General features: G+C 62.3%; 16 protein-coding genes, 1 tRNA gene and 2 rRNA genes (1 of these 19 only partly in view). 11 read left to right on the top strand and 8 right to left on the bottom strand.

From position 1 onward, the window contains the following. Positions 1-51: 51 nt before the first annotated feature. Entirely contained in the window at positions 52-747 is a 696-nt protein-coding gene (locus AC1RZR_RS09870) for a TetR/AcrR family transcriptional regulator (RefSeq protein ID WP_481829049.1), read from the bottom strand. Positions 748-857: 110 nt separating this feature from the next. Between AC1RZR_RS09870 and AC1RZR_RS09865 the strand changes: the two genes are divergently transcribed. The 3 genes from AC1RZR_RS09865 to AC1RZR_RS09855 are packed head-to-tail and all read left to right on the top strand — an operon-like array spanning position 858 to position 3,355. Next, complete coding sequence (locus AC1RZR_RS09865) at positions 858-2,054, top strand: Tm-1-like ATP-binding domain-containing protein (RefSeq protein ID WP_481828388.1); 1,197 nt, start codon at positions 858-860, stop codon at positions 2,052-2,054. An 11-nt stretch (positions 2,055-2,065) separates the two neighbouring features. Beyond that, positions 2,066-2,932, top strand: a complete 867-nt coding sequence (locus tag AC1RZR_RS09860) for a phosphoenolpyruvate hydrolase family protein (protein WP_477278106.1) — start codon at positions 2,066-2,068, stop codon at positions 2,930-2,932. A 3-nt stretch (positions 2,933-2,935) separates the two neighbouring features. Then, positions 2,936-3,355, top strand: a complete 420-nt coding sequence (locus tag AC1RZR_RS09855; protein ID WP_481828387.1) for a cupin domain-containing protein — start codon at positions 2,936-2,938, stop codon at positions 3,353-3,355. A gap of 27 nt (positions 3,356-3,382) precedes the next feature. On the opposite strand, the gene AC1RZR_RS09850 is transcribed toward AC1RZR_RS09855, so the two are convergent. Continuing rightward, positions 3,383-4,573, bottom strand: a complete 1,191-nt coding sequence (locus AC1RZR_RS09850) for a M24 family metallopeptidase (RefSeq protein WP_481828386.1) — start codon at positions 4,571-4,573, stop codon at positions 3,383-3,385. A gap of 380 nt (positions 4,574-4,953) precedes the next feature. Between AC1RZR_RS09850 and AC1RZR_RS09845 the strand changes: the two genes are divergently transcribed. From AC1RZR_RS09845 to AC1RZR_RS09825, 5 genes are all read left to right on the top strand, one after another. Next, positions 4,954-6,564 (top strand): ABC transporter substrate-binding protein, encoded by a 1,611-nt coding sequence (locus AC1RZR_RS09845; protein WP_481828385.1) that lies wholly within the window; start codon positions 4,954-4,956, stop codon positions 6,562-6,564. A gap of 278 nt (positions 6,565-6,842) precedes the next feature. Beyond that, positions 6,843-7,829 (top strand): ABC transporter permease, encoded by a 987-nt coding sequence (locus tag AC1RZR_RS09840; RefSeq protein WP_481828384.1) that lies wholly within the window; start codon positions 6,843-6,845, stop codon positions 7,827-7,829. Further along, the gene (locus tag AC1RZR_RS09835; protein WP_481828383.1) at positions 7,826-8,656 is read left to right on the top strand and encodes an ABC transporter permease; all 831 of its coding nucleotides are present in this window, start codon (positions 7,826-7,828) and stop codon (positions 8,654-8,656) included. The genes AC1RZR_RS09840 and AC1RZR_RS09835 overlap by 4 nt, the downstream gene beginning before the upstream one ends. Further along, on the top strand, positions 8,653-9,492 hold the full coding sequence (locus tag AC1RZR_RS09830; protein ID WP_481828382.1) for an ABC transporter ATP-binding protein: 840 nt from the start codon (positions 8,653-8,655) through the stop codon (positions 9,490-9,492). The genes AC1RZR_RS09835 and AC1RZR_RS09830 overlap by 4 nt, the downstream gene beginning before the upstream one ends. Next, the gene (locus AC1RZR_RS09825; RefSeq protein ID WP_481828381.1) at positions 9,489-10,265 is read left to right on the top strand and encodes an ATP-binding cassette domain-containing protein; all 777 of its coding nucleotides are present in this window, start codon (positions 9,489-9,491) and stop codon (positions 10,263-10,265) included. The genes AC1RZR_RS09830 and AC1RZR_RS09825 overlap by 4 nt, the downstream gene beginning before the upstream one ends. A gap of 82 nt (positions 10,266-10,347) precedes the next feature. On the opposite strand, the gene AC1RZR_RS09820 is transcribed toward AC1RZR_RS09825, so the two are convergent. Beyond that, a complete protein-coding gene (locus tag AC1RZR_RS09820; protein ID WP_481828380.1) occupies positions 10,348-10,488 on the bottom strand; it encodes a hypothetical protein in 141 nt (46 codons plus the stop codon). On the opposite strand from AC1RZR_RS09820, the gene AC1RZR_RS09815 reads away from it, so the two are divergent. Further along, entirely contained in the window at positions 10,487-10,945 is a 459-nt protein-coding gene (locus AC1RZR_RS09815; RefSeq protein ID WP_481828379.1) for an L-2-amino-thiazoline-4-carboxylic acid hydrolase, read from the top strand. The genes AC1RZR_RS09820 and AC1RZR_RS09815 overlap by 2 nt on opposite strands. A 71-nt stretch (positions 10,946-11,016) precedes the next feature. Next, positions 11,017-11,799, top strand: a complete 783-nt coding sequence (locus tag AC1RZR_RS09810; protein WP_481828378.1) for a hypothetical protein — start codon at positions 11,017-11,019, stop codon at positions 11,797-11,799. A gap of 24 nt (positions 11,800-11,823) precedes the next feature. Here the strand turns inward: AC1RZR_RS09810 and AC1RZR_RS09805 are convergent, their stop codons facing one another. Beyond that, on the bottom strand, positions 11,824-12,435 hold the full coding sequence (locus AC1RZR_RS09805; RefSeq protein ID WP_481828377.1) for an NAD(P)-dependent oxidoreductase: 612 nt from the start codon (positions 12,433-12,435) through the stop codon (positions 11,824-11,826). 42 nt (positions 12,436-12,477) lie between these two features. Next, the gene (locus AC1RZR_RS09800) at positions 12,478-13,116 is read right to left on the bottom strand and encodes a DsbA family protein (RefSeq protein ID WP_481828376.1); all 639 of its coding nucleotides are present in this window, start codon (positions 13,114-13,116) and stop codon (positions 12,478-12,480) included. Positions 13,117-13,255: 139 nt separating this feature from the next. Here AC1RZR_RS09800 and AC1RZR_RS09795 point away from each other — a divergent pair, with 139 nt between their 5' ends. After that, on the top strand, positions 13,256-14,200 hold the full coding sequence (locus tag AC1RZR_RS09795; protein WP_481828375.1) for a LysR family transcriptional regulator: 945 nt from the start codon (positions 13,256-13,258) through the stop codon (positions 14,198-14,200). Positions 14,201-14,307: 107 nt separating this feature from the next. Here AC1RZR_RS09795 and AC1RZR_RS09790 read toward each other — a convergent pair. From AC1RZR_RS09790 to AC1RZR_RS09780, 3 genes are all read right to left on the bottom strand, one after another. Next, positions 14,308-14,384: transfer RNA gene (locus tag AC1RZR_RS09790), tRNA-Met, on the bottom strand. Positions 14,385-14,569: 185 nt separating this feature from the next. After that, a 5S ribosomal RNA gene (rrf, locus tag AC1RZR_RS09785) occupies positions 14,570-14,684 on the bottom strand. A 173-nt stretch (positions 14,685-14,857) separates the two neighbouring features. Then, positions 14,858-17,463, bottom strand: a 23S ribosomal RNA gene (locus tag AC1RZR_RS09780); it runs 200 nt beyond the window's last position.

Raw genomic sequence — 17,463 nt, 5'->3', positions numbered from 1 at the left:
TGCGGTTAATATCGGTAGTCGGCATGCAAATCTGGTCGAACCAGATGAGCGCTATTTCACCACCGCCGCCGGACTTATGCTGTCTCCTTCACCGATCGATTCCGCGACTGCCGCGCGCACCAGCGCCCCGGCCGCCCACTGCGCGACCGACATCGTCCTGCGGCTGTCCAGCCCCCATATATCCTTGAGCACGATCAGCACCTCGACGCCAAAGATCAGCGACAACGCCTGGGCCAGCCGCTTGAGGTCGCGCGGCCGCAAGCGGCCCTTGAGCGGCGCGATCGCCGCCTGCAGCAAGTCGATGCGGTGGCCGCGCGTGAAGGCCGGCTCGCCGCCCAGCGTGCCGGCCTGACGCCGCGCCCACTGATCGAGCGACAGTTTCAGTGCCGCCTTGAACGTTGCCTCGAAGGCCTCGATGCGCGGCATGGCGGTGCCGATCAATTCGACGACCCGGCGCTCTGCATCGACGGAGGTCGACTGCCAGGTGAGGATTGGTCCGAGCCCCTCGTCGACGACAGCCTGCACCAGCGCGGCCTGGCTCGGGAAATAACGATAGGCGGTGGCACGGGAAACCTGTGCCGCCTCAGCGACCTCACTGACCGACGGCGTGACGCCCGCCTGCATCAGCCTTGTCGCTGTCTCCAGCATCAGCCGTTTCGTGCGCGCGCGCGGCCCACGCTCCAGCGCCGGGCCGCCTCCCCGCTCGGCGTCGTCGCTCGCCGTGGATTGTTGACGTGAGACATTCATGTCAATACGATACGCGCGTCTCAAAAATTTGCAATGACCTTCGCATCGTCGAGCGGCCGGGCAATGAGCGGTGGAGCGCAGCATTGCGCCCACCTGGATTGGGGAACGCAATGAAGCGCATCTATGTGGTGGGCACCGCTGACACCAAGGGCGAGGAACTCGCCTTCCTGGCCGATGCCATCGCCACTGCGGGCGCCGCCGTTTGCCGCGTCGATGTTGGAACGCGCGACGCAACCATCGCCGTGGACATCACCGCGGAGGAAATTGCCGGCCATCACCCCGGCGGCCGTGACGCCGCGCTCGGTGGCAACGACCGCGGCGCCGCGGTCGCCGCCATGGGCGTCGCCTTCACCCGCTTTGCGCAATCGCGAAACGACATCGCCGCCATGATCGGCATTGGTGGCGGCGGTGGCACTTCGATCATCACATCGGCCATGCGTGCGCTGCCGCTGGGCTTGCCCAAGATCATGGTCTCGACGCTCGCCTCCGGTGACACAGCACCCTATGTCGATGTCTCCGACATCGTCATGATGCCATCGGTGACCGACATGGCCGGGCTCAACCGTCTGTCCCGTGTCGTCTTGCACAATGCCGCCCAGGCGATATCAGGCATGGCAGCCAGGCCGGCACCGCCGCCCGACGGCAAGCCGTCAATCGGCCTCACCATGTTCGGCGTCACCACGCCTTGCGTGACCGCCATCGCCGACCAGCTCCGTTCGATCTATGACTGCATGGTCTTCCACGCCACCGGCACCGGCGGCCGCAGCATGGAAAAGCTGGCCGACAGCGGCCTGCTGTCCGGCGTCATCGACATCACCACGACGGAAGTCTGCGACCTCTTGTTCGGCGGCGTGCTGCCGGCGACGGAGGACCGTTTCGGCGCATTCGCCCGCACCAGGCTGCCCTATGTCGGCTCGGTCGGCGCCCTCGACATGGTCAACTTCTGGGCGCCTTCGACCATCCCGGAACATTATCGCGGCCGGCTGTTCTACGAACACAATCCGAACGTCACGCTGATGCGCACCACGGCGCAGGAATGCCGTGCGATCGGCGAATGGATCGGCGCCAGGCTCGCTCTCTGCGAGGGACCGGTGCATGTCCTCATCCCGGAAAAAGGTGTCTCGGCGCTCGACATTGAAGGTGGTGCCTTTTTTGACCCGGAGGCCGATGCCGTTCTGTTCGAAGCCATCGAGCGCACAATCAAGCCGAATGACACGCGCCGCGTGACGCGCCTGCCGCTCCACATCAACGACACCGAATTCGCCAAGGCCGCGGTTGCGGCTTTTCTCGACATCGCCAGACAGTGAGGTCCAAGAACATGCCCGCCATACCGCGCAAGGAGATACTGAAGAAATTCAGGGGAATGATCGACAAGGGCGTGCCGATCGTCGGCGGCGGCGCCGGCACTGGCCTGTCGGCCAAGGCCGAGGAAGCCGGCGGCATCGACCTCATCATCATCTACAATTCCGGCCGCTATCGCATGGCCGGGCGTGGCTCGGCCGCCGGACTGCTCGCCTATGGCAATGCCAACGAGATCGTCAAGGAGATGGCCTACGAGGTGCTGCCTGTGGTCAAGAAGACGCCGGTGCTGGCCGGCGTCAACGGCACCGACCCGTTCGTCATCATGCCGCTGCTTCTGGCCGAGCTGAAGACGATGGGTTTTTCCGGCGTGCAGAACTTTCCCACCATCGGACTGTTCGACGGCAACATGCGGCGCAGTTTCGAGGAGACCGGCATGGGCTTCGGGCTCGAGGTCGACATGATCGCCGAGGCGCACAAGCTCGACCTTTTGACCACGCCCTATGTGTTCAACACCGATGAGGCCCGCGCCATGACAAAAGCCGGCGCCGACATCGTCGTCGCCCATATGGGGGTGACGACCGGCGGCTCGATCGGCGCCACCTCGGCCAAGTCGCTCGACGACTGCGTGCTGGAGATCGACGCCATCGCCGATGCGGCGCGTTCGGTGCGCAAGGATGTCATCCTGCTTTGCCATGGCGGGCCGATCTCGATGCCGGACGACGCCCGCTATATCCTTGACCGCTGCAAGGGTCTGCACGGTTTCTATGGCGCCAGCTCGATGGAGCGACTGCCGGCCGAGGCGGCGATCGCCCGGCAGACGGCGGATTTCAAGGCAGTGACACTTGGTGGCGAGAAGACCACGCCGAAGAAAAAGAAGGGATGAAAGATGACCGACAAGAGCAAGGTGTTTGTCTACCCGAAGGACGTCAGCGCCTTCGGTTTCGACTGGGGCAGGCTGGCGCTGACCGTGGCGCCCGAAGTGAACGGTGCGACGCGCTTTTCCGGCGGCGTCGTCGACCTGCCCTCAGGCAAGGGCCATACGCGCCACAATCATCCCGGTGCCGAGGAAATCATCTTCGTCATCTCGGGCAACGGCGAGCAGATGGTCGAGGACGAGAAGGGCAATCCAGTGGTCGAGAAGGTCGGCCCCGGCTGCACCATCTATGTGCCGGAAAGCCGTTTTCATTCGACGCTCAACACCGGTGATGGGCCAATGCAGCTTTTCGTCGTCTATTCGCCGGCCGGGCCGGAACTGGTGCTGCGCGAACTGCCGGATTTCAGGCTGCTGCCGCCGGGCGACAAATAGCATTTCCGGGGCAGCGCCTGCCATCACTTATGACGCCCCACCCCGGTTCCACCCCCTGCCCCGATCGCCGAACATCACATAACCCGCGTCGGTGACCGCCAGAGTGTCCTCCAGTTTGATAAACCCCCGTGTCGGGTGAAGCATGGTCGTCTCCACCGACAGCACCATGTTCTTTTCCAGCGGCTTGGCCGCATAAGTGCCTTCATAGGTGACCGGATGGTTGGTCATCAGGAACGGCGCCTCATGCGTGATCAGGCCCATGCCGTGGGCGAAGAAATCCGTATAGGCCGCCACCTTCGAGGCCTTCAGTACACCCTCGGCGTGGGAAATCATGTCGCCGCCCAGCGTGCCTGCCTTGACCTTGGAAAACGCCGCCTGCTGCACCGTCTCGACCTCGGCCAGCAGGTCTTCGAGTTCGGCATCCGGCTCGCCAAGAATGCCCATCCGGCACAGGTCGCCAATATAGCCATGATAATTGCCACCGGAATCGATCGACAGCACCTCGCCCTTCTTCCACGCTTGCAGTGAGGCGGCGCGGTTGTGGCTGGAGCCCAGCGTCAGCAGGCAATATTCGAAATGCGCGCCTCGATTGGTTTCCTCGCGCCGAAGCTGCTCGATCATCTCGGTCTTGGTCGTTCCTTCGCCTGCCCAGGCAATGGTTGCCAGCATGGAATCGGTGATCAGTTCGGAGGCGGTGCGCAGCTTCTCCAGTTCGGCATCGGTCTTGATGGCGCGCATGCTCTCCAGCATGGCAGTCGCATCGATGAGCTTGGCATCCGGCAGCGCCTTGCGGATCAGCGTGTAGGCGTCCGACGGCAGGAAGCCGGGCTCGATGCCGATGCGGGCGCCGGCCTTGCCGATTGTCTGCAGATGTTCGACCGCGAGGTTGGCCGCGTCGAGCGTGCCCCAGCAGGCGGCGTGCAGCGTCGGTGTCCAGAACGGGTTGTTCTGATGCTCGCCGCCTTCCATCCGGTTGCAGATATAGGCGGCGTGGTCCGGTCCGCCCTTCTCATAGATGACCACAGGCAGATAGCGGCTGTGGCCGATCGCATCCATGGCGGCGAAGAAGATGAATTTGTAGCCGCCCAGCAAATACTGCGTGTTGTGCTTGGAGGTCGCGAGCAGCACATCGATGCCGGCCTCCTCCATCAGCCGGTCGACCCTTGCCTGGTCGAACGGGATATTGCTGACGGCATTCTTGCCCGGAGCAATGTTCATCTCTCTCTCCCTGAATTGCCTGGCCGGTCTGCCTGATCGCTGTCGGGCCAGGCTCTGATCCGTTGGCGGCGATCAAATCTGCACCATTTTGCCCACTCTGGTCTAGCCAGAAACAGGCGAAATAGCACCACTCGACAGTCACCAAGTCGTCATCCGCCACATACTCATCAATCTGGTCCTACCAGATCGATCAAACTGAACCGCTTCCTCCAAACTGGTCCAGCGGACGAAAATTTCAAAGCCAAGCAAGGATGCGCCAATTCCGTCTCTGGCGAAACCCTCTGCAAAGCTCATAATCGTCTGCGAGGATGTTGGCGGCTCGCCAGCGTTCGAGGGTACTGGCGCACCCGGCCGGGCCGCGGAGAGGACGGAGTTCGATCATGTCAGGTTTCACGATTTCCAGACGCACGATGCTTGCCGGCTCGGCAATGCTGCTCGCTTCCACTGCCATGCCGACATTCGGCTGGGCGCAGACACCGAAGAAGGGCGGGCGCCTGGTGCTGGCTGCCGATTCCGAGCCGCGCAACCTCAACCCGGCGATTGTCGCCTCCAATGGCGTCTTCTTCATCTCCAGCAAGATCGTCGAAACGCTGGCCGAAGCCTCCTTCGACGGCAAGGACGGGCTTGCGCCACGATTGGCTTTGAGCTGGGAAGGCGCTGCCGACGGGCTCTCCGTGACGTTCAAACTGCGCGACGGCGCCAAATGGCATGATGGCAAGCCGTTCACCTCGGCCGATGTCGCCTTCTCGGCGCTGCAGATCTGGAAGCCGTTGCAGAATCTCGGCCGCACCGTGTTCAAGGATCTCGCCGCCGTCGACACCCCCGACGATCTCACTGCCGTGTTCAAATTCGCCAAGCCGACCCCATTCCAGCTGATCCGCAACGCGCTACCGGCGCTAAGCAGCGTGGTGCCGAAGCACATCTACGAGGTGGGCAAGATCGAGGACAATCCGGCCAACAACGCGCCCATCGGCACCGGGCCGTTCAAGTTCGGCGAGTACAAGGCCGGCCAATATTACCGGCTGACGAAGAACACGGATTACTGGGGCAAGGACCAGCCCTATCTCGACGAGATCATCTACCAGGTGCTGCCGGACCGCACATCGGCCGCGAGCGCGCTCGAAGCCGAGGAGATCCAGCTCGCCGCCTTCTCCGCCGTGCCGCTGGCCGACCTCGACCGCATTTCCAAGGTGCCGGGCCTGAAAGTGATCTCCAAGGGCTATGAAGGGCTGACATATCAACTCGTCGTCGAGATCAACCATCGCCGCAAGGAGCTTGCGGACCTCAAGGTGCGCCAAGCGATCGCGCATGCCATCGACAAGGATTTCGTCGTCAAGACGGTGTTCCTCGGCTATGCCGCGACCGCCACCGGTCCGGTGCCGAAGAATGATCCGCAGTTCTACACCGCCGACGTGCCGACCTATGCCTTCGACGTCGCCAAGGCCAATGCACTGCTCGACGAGGCCGGCTACAGACGAGGCGCCGACGGCAACCGCTTCTCGCTGAAGCTGTTGCCGGCGCCCTATTTCAACGAGACCAAGCAGTTCGGCGACTATCTGCGCCAGGCGCTCGCCGCCATCGGCATCGACGCCCAACTGGTCAACAACGACTCGGCCGCGCACATCAAGGCGGTCTACACCGATCACGCCTTCGACCTCGCCGTCGGCCCGCCGGTGTTCCGCGGCGACCCGGCGATCTCCACCACCATCCTGGTGCAGAGCGGCATTCCCGACGGCGTACCGTTCTCCAACCAGGGCGGCTACAAGAACGACGCGCTCGACGCGCTGATCGCCAAAGCCTCCGAGACACTCGACACCGCTGCCCGCACCGACCTCTACAAGGAATTCCAGAAACAGGTGGCCGCCGACCTGCCGCTGATCAACGTCGCCGAATGGAGCTTCATCAGCGTCGCCCGCGACACTGTCGGCAACATCGCCAACAATCCGCGCTGGGCGGTATCGAACTGGGCGGACACTTATTTGGCGGGTTAGCAAGATCCACACGGGATGCTTGCGCATCGTTTGGGCGAATGCTCATCATCGGCCATGAGCGTTCTTTCACGCCTCCCTCTGTCTTGCCGGACATCTCCCCCACGAGGGGGGAGATTGGCTGTCATCGCGGCTTTCGCCAATCTCCAACACCGCGGGAGCGATCGAAGTGTCGAAGCTGCCAATCTCGTCCGTCGTGGGGGAGATGTCCGGCAGGACAGCGAGGGGCGCCGTAGAACGCCACGCCGGGAGCGTGGCCTTCCCGGCGATGCCGCCCGCACATGATCCGCGCCGTCATCCTCCTCCGTCGTCGCCTCGTCGGCAGCATCTTCGTGCTGCTGATCGTTGTCATCGGCACCTTCCTGCTGCTCGAAGCAGCACCCGGCGATGCGGTCGACGCCTACATCGTCTCGACCGGCGGCGACGCCGGCATGATCGAGCTGTTGCGCCATCGCTGGGGCCTCGACCAGTCGGAGCTGACGCGGCTGGCCAACTATCTCTGGGCGCTGCTGCATCTCGATCTCGGCCAGTCGGTGACATTCTCCAGGCCGATCCGCGACGTGATCCTCGAGCGGCTGCCCAACACGCTGCTGTTGATGGTCAGCGCCACCGCGCTCTCCTTCGGACTGGGCTCGGCTCTCGGCATCTATGCCGGCGCCAGACCCGGCAGCGTCCGCGACCGCTTCCTGTCGATCGGCTCGCTGGCGCTCTATGCCGTGCCGGGTTTCTGGCTTGGCCTGGTGCTGATCGTCCTCTTTGCCGTCGACCTGCGCTGGTTGCCGATTGGCGGCATCGAGACCCTGGCCTCCAACAAGACCGGCTTCGATCGCGCCGCCGACATCGCCATCCACCTCGTCCTGCCGGTTTCTGCCCTCGGCTTCATCTATCTGGCGCTTTATCTGCGCATGATGCGCGCCGGCATGGCCGAGGTCTGGCGGCTGGATTTTGTCCTTGCCGCCCGCGCCAAGGGGCTGTCGCGCCGTCGCATCGTGCTCGCCCATGTCGCCCGCAACGCGCTGCTGCCTCTGGTCACCATGCTCGGGCTGCAGTCGGCGCAGATGCTCGGCGGCAGCGTCGTCATCGAGAGCGTCTTTTCGGTTCCAGGTCTCGGCCGGCTGGCGCAGGAGGCGGTGGCCGCGCGGGATACTCCATTGCTGCTCGGCATCATCCTCGTCAGCGCCGTGCTGGTGATCGTCATCAACCTGCTCGTCGACATCGCCTATGCCTTTCTGGATCCGCGCGTCGGTGCCAGCGAGGCGGGCGCATGAGCCCCGTCAGACGTTTCCTGCGCACCCCCGAGGCAGTTGCCGGCGCCATTCTCCTGGCGGCGCTGTTTGCCATGGCGCTGTCGGCGCCGCTGCTGTTTCCCGGCGACCCGCAAGCCATTGCCGGGCCAGCGCTGCTGCCGCCATTTCAGGACTGGTCGCTGCCGCTCGGCACCGACCGGCTCGGCCGCAACGTGCTGGCCGAGCTTTTCCACGGCGCCCGCACATCGCTGGCCGTCGGACTGGCGGCAGCGGCGGCGGCGCTCGCCATCGGCGCGGTGGTCGGCACGCTCGCCGGCTTTGCAGGCGGCCTCATCGACGAGGTGCTGATGCGCATCACCGACGCCTTCCAAACCGTACCGAGCTTCCTGCTGGCGCTGGCCTTCGTCAGCGTCGTCGGGCCGTCGCTTGGCATCGTCGTCATTGCCATCGCGCTCGGCACCTGGACCGGCCCTGCACGTGTGGCGCGCGCCGAAGTTCTCTCCATCCGCGAACGCGATTATGTTGCCGGGGCCAGGGTCATCGGCATGCATCCGCTGGCGATTGCCTTTCGCGAAGTGCTACCCAACGCCTTGCCGCCGGTGCTGGCGATGTCATCGGTCATCGTCGCCGCCGCGATCCTCACCGAAGCGGCCTTGTCCTTCCTCGGCCTCGGAGACCCGAACCGGGTGACCTGGGGCGGTATGATCGCCGAAGGCCGCGCCGTGCTGCGCACCGCACCCTTCCTGTCGATCGTCCCGGGCATTGCACTGGTGCTGACCGTGCTCGGTGTCTATCTCGCCGGCGAAGGCATCGCCGAAACGACAGCCGTAAGAAGAGGCCTGTCGTGACCGCCCTGGCTTCGATCCGCGACCTGACGGTGACCTACCGCCGCAATGGCAGTGAGGTGGCGGCGCTGAAACATGTCAGCCTAGACATCGTCGCCGGCGAACGCCTGGCTATCATCGGCGAAAGCGGTTCTGGCAAGAGCACGCTGGCATTGGCGACTGCCGGGCTGTTGCCGGCATCGTCCAGGGTTGAAGGCCGCATCGATTGGTTTTTGCCCTCGTTGCGCGCGAGGGATCGCCAACCATCCACCATTGCTGGAGACTACAAGCCACTAGGCGGCCGTGACATCGGCTTCGTCTTCCAGGATCCGTCCGCCAGCCTCGATCCGGTGATGGCGGTCGGCAAACAGATCGCCGAAGTGGCATACACCCATCTCGGCCTCACTTGGCCGCAGGCGTATGCGAAGGCGAAAACCCTGCTCGAACGCGTTCGCCTGCCAGACCCAGACTCGGCACTGCGGGCTTTCCCGCATCAACTCTCCGGCGGCCAGAAGCAGCGCGTGGCGATCGCCGCCGCGATTGCGGCCGGTCCGAAATTGCTGATCGCCGACGAGGCCACCAGCGCGCTCGACACCATCGTGCAGGCCGATATCGTCGCCTTGATCCGTCGGTTGGTGGCCGAGGACGGTATGGCGCTGCTGTTCATCAGCCACGACATCGCGCTGGCGGCCGCGCTTGCCGAGCGCATCGCCGTGTTCCGGCACGGCAAGTTGGTCGAGCTTGGCAAGACGGCCCAGATTGTCGGCGCGCCAGCCCAGGCCTATACGCGCGCGCTGCTCGACGCCCATATCGGCCTCGACGCCGCGCCGCTGCTCAGCCGACCCAGGCTCAACGCATGAGCTTGCTCACCGTTTCCAACCTCACCAAACGCTACCGTCGCGGCGGCAAGACCATCGCCGCCGTCGACGATGTCTCCTTTCACATCGACCCCGGCGAGACGTTGGCGCTGGCCGGTCCCTCCGGCAGCGGCAAGTCGACGATCGCGCGGCTGGTGCTACGGCTGATCGAGCCGGACGCTGGGCACATCGAATTCGAAGGCAATGATTTCCTGGCTTTGAGTGGTGCCGCCCTGCGTACGCGCCGCGCACGCCTGCAGATGGTGTTCCAGGACCCGCTTGCCGCCTTCAATCCGCGCGCTACGGTGGCGCGTGTGCTCGACGACCCCTTGCGCATCCATGGCATCGCCTCCCGCCCCGAGCGCCCGCGCCGGATCGCCGCCTTGCTGGAGCGCGTCGGGCTGACGGCCGATCTCGCCCCGCGCGCCATTCATGAAATCTCCGGCGGCCAGCGCCAGCGCGTCGCCATCGCTCGCGCCATCGCGACAAAACCGTCGCTGATTGTGCTCGACGAGGCGGTGTCGGCGCTCGATGTCTCGGTGCGCGGGCAGATCCTTGAACTGTTGCTTGACCTGCAACGCCAGGAAGGGATCGCCTATCTCTTCATTTCACATGATCTCGGCGTGGTCCGGGCGATTGCACACCGTGTCGTCCTTCTCGATGCCGGCCAGGTTGCCGAAAGCGGTGATGCCCGCGCCGTCGTCGACGCGCCTCAATCGGCCATGGGCAAGGCACTGGTAGCGGCAACACCGAGATTGAACCGGAACAGACCATGATCCCGAACCGAAGGGCCGCGTTAGCGAACGTGGAACCCGGTTTTTCGGACAAGATCATGGTCAAGCAACAAGCCAGGGCGCATCAATGACCGACCCCGAAGCCAGAGCAGAAAAACTGTCGCGCGAACTCGATTCCGCCTTTCGCAACCGTGCCGATCTCTACCGTCTGTTCCTCGACGAACTGACCGGAGCGTTGGGCGCCGACCGGGCGGGAGGCGATCATGATCCGTGCCATCGAGCAGCGCGGCAAGGAAGTGGCAGCAGTCGCCTTCGCCAACTTCGGCGCCAATGACGCACGCGCGATCGGCGAGGCCTTCCTGGCAGTCAGTCCGGACAGCGGCCGCATGTATCCGACCGAAGTCGAACGCAGTGATGACCGTATCGCCTTCAAGGTGAAGCGCTGTCCGCTGAAGGACGCTTGGGTCGAAGCCGGTGTCGGCGGCGAAAAGCTGGCCACGCTCTGCCGCATTGCCGGCGCCTTCGACCGCGCCCTGTTCGAAGCGACCGGCGTGCGTTTCGACAACGTCACCTGGACACCGGGCCACGGCTCCGGCTGCTGCCACATCGCTCTGACAAACAGGACCAGCGGCCAGGAAGCAGACGAGGCCGAACGCGCCTCACCCCAGTTGATGGGCATCAGCGACGCCGCCGCTGTTGGGAGAGAAGCCGGGCAAGGATGACAGTCAGGCCCTTCCTTGCTCTGATCGAGTGCACGAATCGGCCGGCGGCGCCTGATTGAGGGGAGACAACAATGCATGTCGTGACATTGCTGAAAGCTGAGATGTTCGATGTCGAGATCGACGGCAGGCCGGCTTCGATCGCCGAGGCTTTGCCGAACTGGAACTCGCATGACCGGTTCGGCCTGGTGATCGACGACGCGCTTGGCGGTATCGGCGCGACCCATCTGCTGCAGATCGCGATCACCTCGTTCTATGACGTCAAGCCGAGCCGCCGCACTGAACTGGCGGTCTACCCGGAAATCTATGCCTTCCACATCGGCAAGGGCTACGGCGCCCACGCTCCCTATGATTTCTGGCCGGCCCGGCGGGAGGTCATCACCTCGCGCGATCACCGCGAGGTTCTCGATGCCATCAACGATCGCGGCATCACAAGGCTTGCCGTTCCCGATCGCCAGCCGCGCGAGGTCATGCATCGGCCGAAGGAAGTCGACGCGGCGCTCGACCGCATCGCTTCGGCATTCGTCTATAGCCCGTCCGGCCGTGTGGAGGCCCCGGATCTCATCATCGCTGGCAATGACCGACGAACCGAATTCAATCCCAACAGCGCCTTGCGACCTCGCTACACCGACAGCCGGCCGGCTTCGGTTTCGACAGCGGCCAAACCGGTCAAGGAGGTTGATTCGTCCTACCAGGAATGGCTGCGCGAGCGAGAGCACGACCTGACCAGCGACGAACGCACCTTCGTCGAACGCCGCCGCGAAGCGCTGAGAAAGGACGGTCTCGTCAGTGAGTCGTATCGACGTGTCGGCGTCCGTGAAGCCTTGATGCGCCTGGCATCGGCCGGGCTCGGTTGAGCCTCGGCCGTCCGACACGTTCGATCAATAGCCGACGGTGAAGCGCTGCCTGACATGCGCCGGCTTCTCGATCTCGTCGACCATGACGATGGCGTAGTCCTCGAAGGAAATGCTGCTGCCCTTGTCCGAGGCGAGAAGCGTGTCCTTGCCGAGGCGGAATGTGCCGGTGCGCTCGCCGGGGCTGAACACCGCAGATGGCGACAGGAAGGTCCAGTCGAGATCGCCGACCGTCTTCAACCTGTCCAGGAAGTCGGCACCCTTTTGCGCTTCGGCCTTGTAGACCGCCGGGAATTCCGGCGTGTCGACCAGCCGCTTGCCGGGTGCGACTTCAAGACTGCCGGCGCCACCGACGACGAGATAGCGCTTCACGCCTGAGGCGCGCACCGCGGCGATCAGCGTGTCGGCATCGCTGTCCAGAAAATGCACTGCGCTGATCACCACATCATGGCCGCGGACCAGGTCGGCGAGACCGTCCTTGTCGAAGACATCGCCCTTCCTGGCCGTCACACCCGGCAGCGCAGCGATCTTCTCCAGATTGCGGGCGATACCGGTGACCGTGTGGCCACGATCGGAGAGTTCCCTGAGGATGCGCGAGCCGGCGGCGCCTGATGCGCCGATGAGAGCGACTTTTGCCATGTCTTTTTCCATTTCCTGGTTGGAGGTTGTTGATGGATGGGATCACGCCGCGGCGATGTGGGCGACGAGATTGTCGAAACTGCCGAACAGCGCGTTCGAACCGATAAGCCGGAGCGTATCGTTGCGGACGACCGCCAGCGAAGGCACGCCATCGGCATGCAGGCTCTGGAACAGCGCACGGCCGCGGCCGACCAGCTCGCGATGGGCCGTCATCAGCCCTTCCGTCGGCGCCTTCAGCATGGTGCCGGCATCAGCCATGCCGGCGGCGGCGAGCACGTCGGCAACGCCGTCGATGGTCACCACGTCACGGCCGTCAACATAGCGCGCCCGCTGGATCGCCTTCAGCGCGGTCAGCCTGCGGCTGGGATCTTCCAGGCCGGCAGCACTGATGCCGAGAGCGGCGGCATGGGAGTCCAGCAAGGTGCCGCGGACATTGAGGACATTGTGCTGATAGGCCTGCGTGAACTTCTGTCCGGTGAGCCGCTCGATGCGTTGGTCGTTCGCCCAGGCGTGGGCGGCAAAACCTTCATCCATCGGACGCGCGCCGGCATCCGAGAACAGGCCGGTCGGCAACAGCTCGACACGCAGACCGCTGCCCGACAACCTGTCCAGCATCGGGGTCGCGCCATAGCACCAGCCGCAGAGCGGATCGAAAAGATAGGTCACTTCTGAATTGCTCATGATCGCTGCCATCCTGGTGCGGAAAGACCGGCCGCCGACCGGTCGAATGTGTTGGCGCATCCATGACAGACGGTGGACTTGCGATAAACAGCGCCCAATAATACAAACTGTCTGATCCAATCAGACAAAGGCTGTCGCCTTGGCCGAACTTCTGAACCTCAATCGGCTCGCTTACTTCACCACCGTGATGGAAACCGGCTCGTTCACCGCGGCGGCTGACCGGCTTGGTGTCGCCAAGGCTGTGGTCAGCCACCAGATCGGCAAGCTCGAGGAGGAACTCGGCGCAACGCTGCTGCAGCGCACGACGCGGCGTGTCACACCGACCGAAGAGGGCCGCCTCTTCTATGACCGCGCGATGATCATCCTGCGGGAAGCGGAGGCGGCCTATGGCGAAATCTCGCACGGAGCGGTGGAGCCGAGCGGAACGCTGCGGCTGACCGCGCCGCTCGACTATGGCACCAAGATCGTGGCCCCGGTCATGGCCGCCTATCTGAAGGCCTATCCGCATATGCGCGTCGAGGCGATCTTCGACGACGCGGTGAGCAATCTGGTGGACGAGCAGATCGATCTCGGCATCCGTGTCGGCTGGCTCGCCGATTCGTCCAACCAGGCGCGCCGCCTGGGTACGATACGGCAGATCGTGGTGGCGAGCCCCGCCTTCGCGGCAAGCCTGCTGCCCGACGTCAGCCCGCGCCAGGCAAGATCGCTGGCCTGGGTCGGCAACGCCCAGCTGCGCGGCATTGGCCAATGGCTGTTTACCAGGGAGGGTGAAACAGTGCTGACCGAACTCAATCCGATCATCATGTGCGACAAGAGCCCGGCTGCCCACGCCTGCGTGCTCGCCGGCATCGGACTGGGCGTATTTCCCGATTACAGCGTCAGCGGCGATATCGCCGAGGGACGGCTGGTGCCGGTGTTTGCCGACTGGAGCTTGCCCACCGGCGGCATCCATGCCGTCTTTCCGCCGGCCCGGTTCCGGCCCGCCAAAGTGCGCGCCTTCGTCGAATTGCTCGCGGCTGCCGAGAAAAAGCGATCGCGCGGCCTCGCAAATGGCGTGAGTCTATCCGTCGCGCAGGATCGTTAGTAACGACTTACGCTTAATGAACCGCCAGCCTTTGAGGCCATCGAATCGGTGGCGAGGGTGGCCCGGATACAAAAACAGCCCGGGCTTGGCCGGGCTGTTTTCAGATTTGGTTGCGGGGACAGGATTTGAACCTGTGACCTTCAGGTTATGAGCCTGACGAGCTACCGGGCTGCTCCACCCCGCGTCACCTTTGGATGTAAGCCCAAGCCTACAATAGGATGGCCTACAGATAGGTAGAAGTCTCACCAAATGAAAGGGCCGCTTTCGCGGCCCGTGTTCCCGTTGGCGGGCCTGTTCGTAAGGAGAAGATTTCCTCTCCATCCGGTATCGTTTTCGATACTGGATGTGAGATCAACGTGCGTTTAGCAGACCTGGCAGCGACCTACTCTCCCGCGTCTTGAGACGAAGTACCATCAGCGCTGGAGCGTTTCACGGCCGAGTTCGGAATGGGATCGGGTGCAGCCGCTCCGCCATAACCACCAGGTCGGCAAAACGCACGTTGTTCGAGAAGCTTTTTGAGCGAAGAGCTCTGCGCGAGTAGCCAATAGGGGTTACCCTATCATGCTTTCTCGGAGCTGTTCGCTGGTCTTTGTTGTGCTTTCACATCTTCTGGCGGCAATCCTTCGGATTGCGCCGAGATGGGCATAAGGAATGAGAACGATCAAGCCGATCGAACTATTAGTACCGGTAAGCTTCAAGCGTTGCCGCTCTTCCACACCCGGCCTATCAACGTGGTCGTCTTCCACGGTTCTCAGGGAATACTCGTTTTAAGGTGGGTTTCCCGCTTAGATGCCTTCAGCGGTTATCCCGTCCGGATATAGCTACCCTGCTATGCGGCTGGCGCCACAACAGGTCCACCAGAGATCCGTCCATCCCGGTCCTCTCGTACTAGGGACAGATCCTTTCAATATTCCTACACCCACGGCAGATAGGGACCGAACTGTCTCACGACGTTCTGAACCCAACTCACGTACCGCTTTAAATGGCGAACAGCCATACCCTTGGGACCTGCTCCAGCCCCAGGATGCGATGAGTCGACATCGAGGTGCCAAACAACCCCGTCGATATGGACTCTTGGGGGTCATCAGCCTGTTATCCCCGGCGTACCTTTTATTCGTTGAGCGATGGCCCTTCCACGCGGGACCACCGGATCACTATGACCGACTTTCGTCTCTGCTCGACTTGTCAGTCTCGCAGTCAGGCAGGCTTATGCCATTGCACTCAGCGAACGATTTCCGACCGTTCTGAGCCCACCATCGCGCGCCTCCGTTACTCTTTAGGAGGCGACCGCCCCAGTCAAACTACCCACCATACATTGTCCCGGACCCGGATAACGGGCCGCGGTTAGACATCCATAGTAATAAGGGTGGTATTTCAAGGGTGGCTCCACCTGAGCTGGCGCCCAGGTTTCAAAGCCTACCACCTATCCTACACATGCCACTACGAATGCCAATGTAAAGCTATAGTAAAGGTGCACGGGGTCTTTCCGTCTAACCGCAGGAACCCCGCATCTTCACGGGGAATTCAATTTCACTGAGTCTATGCTGGAGACAGCGGGGAAGTCGTTACGCCATTCGTGCAGGTCGGAACTTACCCGACAAGGAATTTCGCTACCTTAGGACCGTTATAGTTACGGCCGCCGTTTACTGGGGCTTCGATTCAGAGCTTGCACCCCTCCTCTTAACCTTCCAGCACCGGGCAGGCGTCAGACCCTATACGTCGTCTTGCGACTTCGCAGAGCCCTGTGTTTTTGATAAACAGTCGCTACCCCCTGGTCTGTGCCACCCTCCTCTACTTGCGTAGAAAAGGGTCACGCTTCTTCCGAAGTTACGCGTGCAATTTGCCGAGTTCCTTCAGCATAGTTCTCTCAAGCGCCTTGGTATACTCTACCAGACCACCAGTGTCGGTTTCGGGTACGGTTTATAAGGAGGAGCTATTTCCTGGAACCACGCAGCAGCCCGTTCAATCCGATAAGATTGGACTACCTCAATGATCCGTCACTACCTCCAAGCCCACGAATATTAACGTGGTTCCCATCGACTACGCGTTTCCGCCTCGTCTTAGGGGCCGGCTAACCCTGCTCAGATTAGCTTTAAGCAGGAACCCTTGGTCTTTCGGCGGGGGAGTCTCTCACTCCCCTTACGTTACTCATGTCAGCATTCGCACTTCTGATACCTCCACCACCCCTCACGGGTATGGCTTCATCAGCTTACAGAACGCTCCGCTACCGCTCGTATTGCTACGAACCCTAAGCTTCGGTGTATGGCTTTAGCCCCGTTACATTTTCGGCGCAAAGACCCTTATTTAGACCAGTGAGCTGTTACGCTTTCTTTAAATGATGGCTGCTTCTAAGCCAACATCCTGGTTGTTTTGGGATCCTCACATCCTTTCCCACTTAGCCATAACTTGGGGACCTTAGCTGTAGGTCAGGGTTGTTTCCCTTTTCACGACGGACGTTAGCACCCGCCGTGTGTCTGCCGACTAGTACTCCCAGGTATTCGGAGTTTGGTTAGGTTTGGTAATCCGGTGAGGACCCCTAGCCCATCCAGTGCTCTACCCCCTGGGGTATTCGGTCGACGCTCTACCTAAATAGATTTCGCGGAGAACCAGCTATTTCCGAGTTTGATTGGCCTTTCACCCCTAGCCACAAGTCATCCCGAACTATTGCAACAGTTATGGGTTCGGTCCTCCAGTAAGTGTTACCTTACCTTCAACCTGCTCATGGCTAGATCACTCGGTTTCGGGTCTAATGCGACGAACTGAACGCCCTGTTCAGACTCGCTTTCGCTGCGCCTACACCTAGCGGTTTAAGCTTGCTCGTCACACTAAGTCGCTGACCCATTATACAAAAGGTACGTGGTCACCCAGGACGAACCTTGGGCTTCCACTGTTTGTAGGCAATCGGTTTCAGGTACTCTTTCACTCCCCTTGTCGGGGTGCTTTTCACCTTTCCCTCACGGTACTAGTTCGCTATCGGTCATGCACGAGTACTTAGGCTTGGAGGGTGGTCCCCCCAATTTCAGACAGGATTTCACGTGTCCCGCCTTACTCGAGGACGATGATTTGCATTACGCGTACGGGGCTGTCACCCACTATGGCCCTACTTTCCAGAAGGTTCCGCTTGTCTCATCATCGCCACTGGCCTGGTCCGGGTTCGCTCGCCGCTACTTCCGGAGTCTCGGTTGATGTCCTTTCCTACGGGTACTTAGATGTTTCAGTTCCCCGCGTTCGCCACTTTACCCCTATGTATTCAGGGTAAGTTA

This window comes from Mesorhizobium bavaricum, assembly GCF_056781655.1.
Note: the sequence above shows the minus strand (reverse complement) of the source record. Positions and strands in the feature narration are given on the sequence as shown.

Bases quoted from the DNA above. Each gene is read 5' to 3' on its own strand.
- AC1RZR_RS09870 (WP_481829049.1), bottom strand. From the start codon at position 747: ATGAATGTCTCACGTCAACAATCCACGGCGAGCGACGACGCCGAGCGG.
- AC1RZR_RS09865 (WP_481828388.1), top strand. From the start codon at position 858: ATGAAGCGCATCTATGTGGTGGGCACCGCTGACACCAAGGGCGAGGAA.
- AC1RZR_RS09860 (WP_477278106.1), top strand. From the start codon at position 2,066: ATGCCCGCCATACCGCGCAAGGAGATACTGAAGAAATTCAGGGGAATG.
- AC1RZR_RS09855 (WP_481828387.1), top strand. From the start codon at position 2,936: ATGACCGACAAGAGCAAGGTGTTTGTCTACCCGAAGGACGTCAGCGCC.
- AC1RZR_RS09850 (WP_481828386.1), bottom strand. From the start codon at position 4,573: ATGAACATTGCTCCGGGCAAGAATGCCGTCAGCAATATCCCGTTCGAC.
- AC1RZR_RS09845 (WP_481828385.1), top strand. From the start codon at position 4,954: ATGTCAGGTTTCACGATTTCCAGACGCACGATGCTTGCCGGCTCGGCA.
- AC1RZR_RS09840 (WP_481828384.1), top strand. From the start codon at position 6,843: ATGATCCGCGCCGTCATCCTCCTCCGTCGTCGCCTCGTCGGCAGCATC.
- AC1RZR_RS09835 (WP_481828383.1), top strand. From the start codon at position 7,826: ATGAGCCCCGTCAGACGTTTCCTGCGCACCCCCGAGGCAGTTGCCGGC.
- AC1RZR_RS09825 (WP_481828381.1), top strand. From the start codon at position 9,489: ATGAGCTTGCTCACCGTTTCCAACCTCACCAAACGCTACCGTCGCGGC.
- AC1RZR_RS09815 (WP_481828379.1), top strand. From the start codon at position 10,487: ATGATCCGTGCCATCGAGCAGCGCGGCAAGGAAGTGGCAGCAGTCGCC.
- AC1RZR_RS09820 (WP_481828380.1), bottom strand. From the start codon at position 10,488: ATGATCGCCTCCCGCCCGGTCGGCGCCCAACGCTCCGGTCAGTTCGTC.
- AC1RZR_RS09810 (WP_481828378.1), top strand. From the start codon at position 11,017: ATGCATGTCGTGACATTGCTGAAAGCTGAGATGTTCGATGTCGAGATC.
- AC1RZR_RS09805 (WP_481828377.1), bottom strand. From the start codon at position 12,435: ATGGCAAAAGTCGCTCTCATCGGCGCATCAGGCGCCGCCGGCTCGCGC.
- AC1RZR_RS09800 (WP_481828376.1), bottom strand. From the start codon at position 13,116: ATGAGCAATTCAGAAGTGACCTATCTTTTCGATCCGCTCTGCGGCTGG.